This is a genomic window from Pseudomonas sp. AU12215 (genome assembly GCF_001675465.2).
Lineage (GTDB): Bacteria > Pseudomonadota > Gammaproteobacteria > Pseudomonadales > Pseudomonadaceae > Pseudomonas > Pseudomonas nitroreducens.
In genome coordinates this window covers 36,043-44,179 of the sequence record NZ_MACM02000036.1, presented here as the reverse complement: position 1 = coordinate 44,179, position 8,137 = coordinate 36,043, and the positions used below count along the sequence as shown (strand labels likewise).

Annotated in this window: 10 protein-coding genes; all 10 read right to left on the bottom strand. The window is 64.2% G+C overall.

Going from position 1 to position 8,137, the window contains the following annotated elements:
- Nucleotides 1-566, bottom strand: a 566-nt coding sequence (locus A9513_RS09515) for a hypothetical protein (protein WP_065084576.1), incomplete at its 3' end; no start/stop codon positions are given.
- 182 nt (nt 567-748) lie between these two features.
- A complete protein-coding gene (locus A9513_RS09510) occupies nt 749-1,078 on the bottom strand; it encodes a phage head closure protein (RefSeq protein WP_065084575.1) in 330 nt (109 codons plus the stop codon).
- Nucleotide 1,079: 1 nt separating this feature from the next.
- Complete coding sequence (locus A9513_RS09505; RefSeq protein WP_065084574.1) at nt 1,080-1,631, bottom strand: hypothetical protein; 552 nt, start codon at nt 1,629-1,631, stop codon at nt 1,080-1,082.
- A gap of 2 nt (nt 1,632-1,633) precedes the next feature.
- A complete protein-coding gene (locus tag A9513_RS09500; protein ID WP_065084573.1) occupies nt 1,634-1,915 on the bottom strand; it encodes a hypothetical protein in 282 nt (93 codons plus the stop codon).
- 56 nt (nt 1,916-1,971) lie between these two features.
- Complete coding sequence (locus tag A9513_RS09495) at nt 1,972-3,285, bottom strand: phage major capsid protein (protein WP_065084572.1); 1,314 nt, start codon at nt 3,283-3,285, stop codon at nt 1,972-1,974.
- A 61-nt stretch (nt 3,286-3,346) separates the two neighbouring features.
- The gene (locus A9513_RS09490) at nt 3,347-4,300 is read right to left on the bottom strand and encodes a S49 family peptidase (RefSeq protein ID WP_065084571.1); all 954 of its coding nucleotides are present in this window, start codon (nt 4,298-4,300) and stop codon (nt 3,347-3,349) included.
- On the bottom strand, nt 4,297-5,571 hold the full coding sequence (locus A9513_RS09485) for a phage portal protein (protein ID WP_065084570.1): 1,275 nt from the start codon (nt 5,569-5,571) through the stop codon (nt 4,297-4,299). Before A9513_RS09485 ends, A9513_RS09490 begins: the two co-directional genes overlap by 4 nt.
- 2 nt (nt 5,572-5,573) lie before the next feature.
- Nucleotides 5,574-5,753: a hypothetical protein gene (locus A9513_RS09480; RefSeq protein WP_065084569.1), complete on the bottom strand. Its 180-nt coding sequence runs from the start codon at nt 5,751-5,753 to the stop codon at nt 5,574-5,576.
- Nucleotides 5,750-7,567, bottom strand: a complete 1,818-nt coding sequence (locus tag A9513_RS09475; protein WP_065084568.1) for a terminase large subunit — start codon at nt 7,565-7,567, stop codon at nt 5,750-5,752. The genes A9513_RS09480 and A9513_RS09475 overlap by 4 nt, the downstream gene beginning before the upstream one ends.
- Nucleotides 7,530-8,054 (bottom strand): P27 family phage terminase small subunit, encoded by a 525-nt coding sequence (locus tag A9513_RS09470; RefSeq protein ID WP_065084567.1) that lies wholly within the window; start codon nt 8,052-8,054, stop codon nt 7,530-7,532. The genes A9513_RS09475 and A9513_RS09470 overlap by 38 nt, the downstream gene beginning before the upstream one ends.
- Between the last annotated feature and the right edge of the window lie 83 nt (nt 8,055-8,137).

Genomic DNA, 8,137 nt, shown 5'->3' with positions numbered 1-8,137 from the left:
CTGCTGGCTCCTTTCGCCGCGCGCGCCAAGGTGCTGCTGATGGCGCCGCGGATGATGATCAGGATGTCGTCGCGGTTGAGGTCATAGCTCGGGCGCAGCCAGGGATGCGCGGGCCGCGCCGGGATGTCCGGGTAGTAGCCGAAGAAGTGAGTACCGTCCGACTTGTTCTCGGTCTCTCGGCGGCCAAGGCGGTTACGGCCGGAGAGCTTGCTGCGGTCGCGGTTGACCGTGTGGCCGCCGCCGATTGCATCGGCATCCTGCCGGCGATAGATCGTGCCGCTGTAACCCTTGGTGCCGTACTCGACGAACTTCAGGTAGAAGAACTCGCGGTTGTCGGCCTTGCCAATGATGCCGATCCGGGCGTCCAACCCGTTCTTGCTAACTTTGACCTGCAGCGCGCCGGCACCGTCGCCGGTGTCGCGCGGGATCAGGTTCTGCTGCGTGGCCAAAACCAGGTCGGCGGCCTGCGCCATCGCCTTGGGCAGGTCGCTCTGCTCGATGGCAGCAATCCGGCGGAGCACACCACGCAACTTGAAGTCACCCTTGATGCGCGATCGCCGAGCCATGGGTTACTCCTTTTCGGCGCCCCGCCTTGCAGACTTCACGGGGGCGGGTACATCGTCATCTTTGGCCAAGCCTCTGGCCTTCAGCCGTTCCAGCACGTCGGGTGCCAATTTGCTCAGGTCGTCGCCTTTCTCGGCCTGCACGGCGCCACTCAGGCGCCCTGTCGCTCGCATAACCATCGGTCTTACCTCGGGGTTGGGGTTACGTTGGAGCACAGCAGACGAAGCAAGCTGCGCTTGTTATCGGGCAGCGCGGCCTCGATCACGTAGGTGATACCGCCGTGCACCAGGCGGCGCCCCGCGATCAGATCGCTTCGGGGCCGCGTGCGAATCTCTGCAGTGACCAAGGCCTGCAACTGACTAGCAACGTCAGCGAGCCGTCCGCTGGGCAGGGTGATCTCCACCCACACCTTGCGCAGCTCCACCCATTGCTCGGTGAAACCACCGCCACCGTCGGGGACGCTCTGCTGCGCCTGCAGCGAGGCCCGATGCCGGAACGCTCCTGCTCTAGCCATTTCAGAACCTCGCCGGTACTTCGATTTCCGCCAGGAGCGAGTCGAGGAATGACGACGGCAGTTCGGCGAGTATCGTCCCCGCCACCATCGTCTCCCTGAACTCGTAGGCCGTGGCGGCACTCATCAGCAGCCACAGCCGAGGCCCCGGATACACACTCGGATCGAGCCCGGCCTTGTAACGAATGCGGAGGACTCCAGAGGGTCGGCCACCAGGGAAATGCAGAAAGCTCTCTCGCTGGCCCTGCTCCAGATATCGCGGCACATCCAGCTCAGCAGCAGAACCATCCGCAGCGATGCGATGCACCGACAGAACCTCGGTCGCCTGGCCGACGTCCAGCGCGTGTCCGGAGGCATACTGCTCCGGCCACTCCTCCGAATACTCGGCCGGGCGGATCGCCGCCCCGGTGCGCCCTTCCGCTTGCGCGACCACACCAGGAATGATGACGTGCTCGATCAGCTCGGGCTCCAGGTCCTCGACCTCCACCCGACACTGCCGAGCCACGTCCTCCAGGGTGATCGGCGCATCGCCGCTATACGCGACACGCCGGGCCATGGTTAGGGCTTCTCTTCGTCGTCGCTGTCGCTGCCTTCACCAGCCTCACCAACGGGCGGCGACGACTCCGGCGAAGTGGCAGGCGGGGTTGGCGCAGGCGCCGGAACTTGATGCTTCCGGTTGTTTTTGCGCACCGTCGGTGCGGCAGATGCAGCTTCGGAGGCGTACTCAGCAACGCCACCCTCAACCAGCTCCTCCGCGCGCTCCTTGTCGAATCCCGCCACGTCATTCGTGAAGTAAGTGCGCCACCCCTTCAGGAAGCGCACGGGTACATTCTTGCTCATCGCATCACCTGCAGATGAAGATCAGAAAGAGTCCCGCCATCAGGACGGGGCGTGAATTACATGCCGGCGCCCCACTTAACGGCGGTACCCACCACCACCAACTCGACGTGGCGCGGGCCGAAGTCATGCTTGGCAATCACGCGCACCAGGGTCTGATCGCGCTGGAAGGCGCTGACCATGTTGCCCTGCGCGTCCTTGTAGGAAGCTTCAGCGGAGAAATTGATGACCAGGTCCATGTCCTCGCCGATCATTGCGTCGCCGAAGTTCACGAAGTAGATCTCGGACTCGTCACCGTCGACGCCCAGGTTGACCGGGATCTGCGTGCTGAGGCCCACCGGGTAGCCTTTCAGCATGCCGGCATCGATCTCCGGGTAGGCCTTGTTGCCATTGCCGTCGCGCAGCGCCTGCAACCAGCGGAGGGTGCGCGGGTGCATCAGCCACCCGCAGCCGGTCATGTCGATGTAGGCCGTTTCCACCCGCAGCATCATGCCGCCCAGGTAGAGGTCGATCTGCTCCAGGGTCGGCGCCACCGGTGCCGGCAGCACGTTCGCCGGGATGGCCCAGTAACGCAGCCCCTTGGGCAACACGCCCGAGCCATCGGAGCGGATGAAGTGCAGATCCTCGGAGAGGCCCATGCTGACAGTCAGGTCGTTGGCGACAATCTGGTCGACACGCGGGTTGACGCCGGACATGCGGATCAGATCATTGGACACCGGTACGATCGCCGCTGCCTTCTTCGCCGACAGCTTGGTGTCGTCGAAGGTCATGCCGGTAACCGGAATGTCGGTCTCGGTGCCGATGTAGGTCACCACGGTGTTGCCCGAGATACGCGGCATGGTCAGGTTGCCGTTGTTGAGCGGCACGCTGCGCACACCCATCTTACGGACGATGGATCGCGGGCGCAGGGACTCGATAACCTCGGTCGCCATATTTTCCGGCACCAGGACACCGCCAGCGCCGGGGGTTACGGTGCTGAGCGCCATCTGCACGTCGCTGCTGTAACCGCCATCTTTGGCCAGCTTGGCGGCCTCACTCTGGTTGCCCTGAGTGGCAGCCAGCAGGCGGACCATCTGCGCCACCTTGGCGCCGGCCACGGGCTTACCATACGGGCCTTCCACGCGGCTCGCCGGCGGACCGGTGATGCCGCGCGCACCTTCATCGACCGGGGCCGCAGCGGAAGCGGCGGCGCGCTCTGCGGTCTCCGCGCGGCTGATCTTGTCGGTCAGGGCGGTGATCTGACTTTCCAGATTGCCGAACTCGGTCATCTGCTCGGCGGTCAGGCTTCCGCCCTCGGCCTCGATTTTGGCCAGCGCCTGGAGCTGGTCGTTCAGCTTGGCGCGTTCGCTACGCATTTGAAGTACAAGGGACATGGTGCCTCCTGGGCATGAAAAAGCCCGCACTAGGCGGGCTCGGTTACTGCCGCGAACGCGGTCAGAGATTAGATTGAATGGCGGCAGCCTTGGCGCGCACCGAGATACTGCCCGACCGGCCGGCTCGGCTCAGGGCCACGGCGCGCGAGATTTCGTCCACCGCGTCCTGCGGGCTCTGCAGGCGGTCGGCGAGACCGGCAGCGATTGCTTGTTTACCGCGATACAAACCGGCCTCGGTCGCCATGACCTGCTCCGGAGAGAGGCCGCGATACTCGGCCACGGCGTTAACGAACAGCTCGTAGCTCTCCTGCACTATGGCTTCCAGCACCTGCATGGACTGGTCCGTCAGCGGCTCATGCGGGCTCAGGTCGTTCTTGTGGGCGCCCCGGTAGACGGTCGTCACCTTGACGCCCGCCTTCTCCTCCATTGCGGAGCGGTCCATATGGCTGGCGATGACACCGATGGAGCCGACGCCGCTGGTCTGGCTCACCACCAGCTCGCTGCAGGCGCTGCCGATCAGGTAGCCGCCGGAGTAGGCCATGAAGTTGACCAGACCCGTTGTGGGCTTGATCTGGCTCATGGCTCGAAGGTCGGCGGCCAACTCGAAGGCGCCAACAGCCGCACCACCGGGGCTGTCGATATCGAGCACGATGCGCTCGACAAGCGGATCCGCCACCGCCTGCTTGAGCTGGGCGCGCAAATCCTCGTAGCTGGTCATCGTCTCGCAGGCATTCAGGTGGCTGCCACGGCTCACCAGCACTCCGTGCACCGGGATGACTTCCACCCCGGTCTTGCCGATGGCCGCGCGGCGCTGTTCCTCCATGCGCTCCATCCGGGCGGCGTAATGGTCATCGTCATCGTCGTGCCACAGCTTGTCGGAGACTGCCGGGCCGATGTTGATGATGTTGAGGTTCATCGCCTGGTTGGCCCAGCGCACGCCAAGATCCAGCATGTCGGGCGTTACCAGCAAAGGCTGATTGAAAAGCAGGTTGGCGGCTCGCAGGTACTGTTTCATTGCGCCAGGATCCTCTCGATCTCGCGCTGCTGAAGCTCCAGCTGCGCGCGCACGTTGGGGTTGTTCAAGTCGGGCATACCCTTCGACGCGTCGACCATGTTCAGCGGCTGCAGGTACACATCGCCGCCATCCACGGGCGGCATGTTTTCCAATCGGCGGATGTCGTTGACCGACAGCCACCCCCACTGGCGCCCGATGGCGTAGGCTTCGTATCGACTTTTCTGGTCGCCGCGCAGCAGGCCGGACAGGTTGAACTCGATGAAGTAGTCGCGGCGATCACCTGGCAGCAGGTAGTCGCGCATCATGGTTTCTTCGTGCCGCTTCACCCACGGCAGCAGGCCGAACACCACGAACCAGATCATCAGCTGCTCGGTCGTGTTGTAGTTGGCCTTGTCCAGGTCGTTCACCAACGGCAACGGAATCTTGTAGATCCGCGCGGCATCAGCCCCCGAGAGCTTCAGGAGGTTGACTACTTCGGCGTCGACGTTGGTCATCGACAGCGGCCGGAAGGTCATCCCCTCCTGCAGCAGCGCGACCTTATGGGCGTTGTCGATACCGCTGTACTTCTCTGCCCAGCGGTCGGTGATTCGATCGATGCTCGCCTGATCCTTGATCGCAGGCGCCTCCTTCGGGCGCTCGATCACACCCGACACCGACACCCCATTGGCAAAGGACTTGCCGGTGTACTGCCGCACCGCCTGCGCCAGGCCAACTGCCTCTGCGTGCAGCTCGATCGGCGACAGTCCGGTGTAGTGGTTCAGGCTGTGCCAGCGCACGTGGTGCACCATGCGCATGGGCAACCGCTCGGCGTAGTTGCCCACCTGGTAGTAGGGCAGCAGGTCGGCCCCCTTGTAGACCACCACCTTCTCGTAGGTCAGCGGCCAAAGCGCAGAGACGTTGCCATCTCCCCGCCGCTCCACCAGGGTGTAGGAGTTTCCACGCAGCCCCACCGACATCTGCTCGCATTCGCGCAGTTCGTAGGGTGTCTGGAATCCGTTAGGCTGGAAGCGCAGCACGTCGTACAGCGGGTGATTGGTCGCCGGCTCGCGCTGCCCCTTGTCCTTGCGACGGTACAGTTCGAGCGGCAACTGGCCAATGCTCTCAGCCAACAGGGTGACGCAGTTTTGAATAATGGGTAGGGCTAGCGCCGACTCCGGCGTTACCACAACCCCGCTGCTGTTCGAGCGGCGGCCAAGCATCCCGCGCCAGAAGCTGGTATCAGCCTCCACCAGGTTGCCCTTGCCACCACCGAGAAGGCCGGAGAAAAACATGCTCAGCCCCCCTTCCCTTGCGCCCGCTGCGCGGCAGATGCCTTGTCAGCCAGGCGAGCCCAGGCCACCAAGCAGACGCCAGCCACGATGAATGCCGCCGGCTGATAGATAAGCGCCACGCCGGTAACGAGCAGGGCGAAGCCCAGCAGGCCGGCCAGCCAGGCCAGAATGACCAGCTTCATATCCCTACACCCTCGTCGTAGATGGAAGTTCCGGAATCAGTAGCCTGGCCACTGATGCCCGTTGCGATGACTGCGGCGACCACGCCGTCGATGCGGCCGATCGCCTTTGCCTTGTCGACCTTGCGGTTTCCGGCTGGGTCGCTGACGACCACTGCGTTGCCAGCGTTCCAGGTCAGCACCGGGTTGCCGTCGTGGCGGAGCGTTTCCACCTCAACCGGCTCCTGCGCAACCAGCTCCAGCTCGTCCCCTGAGCCCTCGCCGTCATCCGTTGGTGGCGCCAATCCCAGCAGGCGGCGCTCGAACTCATCGACAGCCGGCCCCATGTCCTTGAAGCCCTGGCCAAACGGCACCAGCTCGGGCAACGTGATGCCGTGTTCAGCCATCAGCTGCAGCAAGTCCTCGATCCGCCAGCGGTCGTAGCCGATCTTCAGGATCTGGAAGTAGTCGCAGATCGTCTGCAGACGCCGGAGCACGTGCAGCTTGCTGATCGCGCGGCCCGGCGTGGTCTCCAGATAACGCTCGCGGATCCAGGCGCTGTACGGCACGCGGTCGCGGCGCTCCCTCTCCTCCAGCTGGAAGTCAGGGATCCAGAAGTACGGCAGGATCCGCCAATGCGGATCCCAGGCGACCGGGTAGAACTTGATCACGAACGAGGTCAAGTCGGTGGTGCTGGACAGGTCCAGCCCCGCCACCGCTGGACGATTGCGCAGCACCCGCATGGGCACCCGCTCCTCGGCCTGGCTCCAGACGTCCCAGCTGATCCAGGGGGAGTCCGCCTGCGTCCATTCGCAGAAGTTCAGGCGCCGCACGACAGACTCTTTCGCCGGCAGGCCGCGCGCCTCCTGTACTTGCTCGCGCAGGTACTTCCGGCCAGGGATCCCGTCGGTTTGACCCTCAACGACAAAATCAAGCGAAGGATTCACCTTCGGCCAGCAAGCCTCGTCCTTGAACGGGTCGTCTCCCTCATCCAGGGAGCAGACGAAACCGAACAGGGTGTCGTTATCCTCCTGCCCCGCGCAGACCCGCTTCGCCAGCTCATGGTACTGACCGCAGACGCTGTTCTTGTCCGACCCGCTATTGGTGATCATCAAGATCAGCGCGTTGCGGCGGGACTTCGTGCCGGCGCGCATCATGTTCACAGCCGACGGCGTTTTGTGCTCGTGCACTTCGTCGAGGATGCCCATGTGCGGGCGAGGACCGGACTGCCCTTCATCGGAGCTGATGGGCCGGAAGAAGCTGGCCGTGCTCGCGTAGTAGAGGTTCCAGACCTTCTCGTTGCGCCCGGACTGCTCCAGGCGGCTTGAAAGCGAGCGCGACATGTCGACCATCGACACGGCATCCCGGAACAGGATCTGCGCCTGGTCCCGCTTGGTCGCGGCAGCGTAGATCTCCGCGCGCTGCTCGCCGTCGGCCACCAGGCCATACAGCCCGATGCCGGCCACCAGCGGCGACTTTCCGGAACCTTTGCCTGTCTCGATGTAGGCAGTACGGAAGCGGCGATAACCGTCAGTCCCGTACCAACCGAACAGGCTCCCGACAACGAACGCCTGCCACGGCCCCAGCCGAAAAGGCAGCCCCTCGTAGTCGCCGCCGTTCAGGCACAGCACGTCCTCAAAGAACCCGATCGCGCGGTCGGCCATGTCCTGGCGCCAGACCAGTCCCCGCAGCGCGCCGCTTTCGAGGTCACGCAGATGGCGCCGACAGGCGTTGCGCACATCGGGGCCGGCGACGATTCGGCGTTCGAGCACGTCGACGGCGAAAGTCTTGACCCTGCACTCAGCTGAAATATCGCTCAGCAGCGTCTCGTTGTTCATTGGGGAACAGCTCACCTTGCGGGCCGGCCAGCGCCTTCATGGCGCGGCGAGCGACCGGGGAGAATCCAAACAGCGCGCCAGCCTGGTTCGCGCGGCGCTCTGCATCGTTCGCGAGCTGCCGCCAGACGCTGATTTGCTTTGCGCCGCTCTCGTACGTCTGCACGTCTCCGCTGTCTCCGACCTTGCTCAACTCGGCGATCTTGCGACGGAACCGAACCCAATCCGCCACGGCCTCGCAGTAGGAGGCAAGCGCCATCATGTCGAGGGTGCTCACCCAGCCCAGCGAAACCAACGCAGCGGTCACACGGTCCCATTCCTGCGATGCTTCTTCGGAAAGAAAGTCCGGCTTGGGTGGCGCCTCCACGGGCACTACAGGGGCCTGCGCAGCCGATAGCAGCGCGGCCATCCCCTTCTTACTGGGGTCGCCGCGCAGCGCGTGAACCGTTGCCGGAAGCGGCGGGCGACCCGAGTTGGCATTCCCAGCCATGGGCACCTCCAGAAATCGCTGCAGGCCGCGCCATTACAGGCTTTCGGACTAGCAGAAACTGGCTAAATGTTGTACAAAATCAG